We start from the raw sequence: 321 nt of genomic DNA on the forward strand, positions 1-321 counted from the left end.
GTCTCTCGCGCGTCACCCTGTAAAGCGCGGCGCGAGTTCCTCGATGCGGGCGATCATCTGCTGGAATTCTTCCAGGATGCGCTCATGCAGCTGCACCGCCAGTTCCGGATATTCCTCCAGGATGCGACGGAACATCTTGCGGCTGAGACGGATGACTTCCGAATCGGCCGCGGCAGAGGCGCTGGTCAAACGTCTGGTGTCGGCGATCAGGGCGAGCTCGCTGAGCATGGCGCCCGGGCCGGCCGTGCCGATCGGGACGCGCTCGCCGCCCTGCTCGCGGTAGAGCGCGATCAAGCCGCTGACCACGACATAGGCCGAGTC

General features: G+C 65.7%; 1 protein-coding gene. It reads right to left on the reverse strand.

Going from position 1 to position 321, the window contains the following annotated elements; translation table 11 throughout:
- Positions 1–12: 12 nt before the first annotated feature.
- The coding region (locus EN804_RS35835) for a cyclic nucleotide-binding domain-containing protein (RefSeq protein ID WP_135922388.1) at positions 13–321 on the reverse strand (309 nt) is incomplete at its 5' end.

The organism is Mesorhizobium sp. M8A.F.Ca.ET.161.01.1.1, assembly GCF_004792105.1.
Classification (GTDB): domain Bacteria; phylum Pseudomonadota; class Alphaproteobacteria; order Rhizobiales; family Rhizobiaceae; genus Mesorhizobium.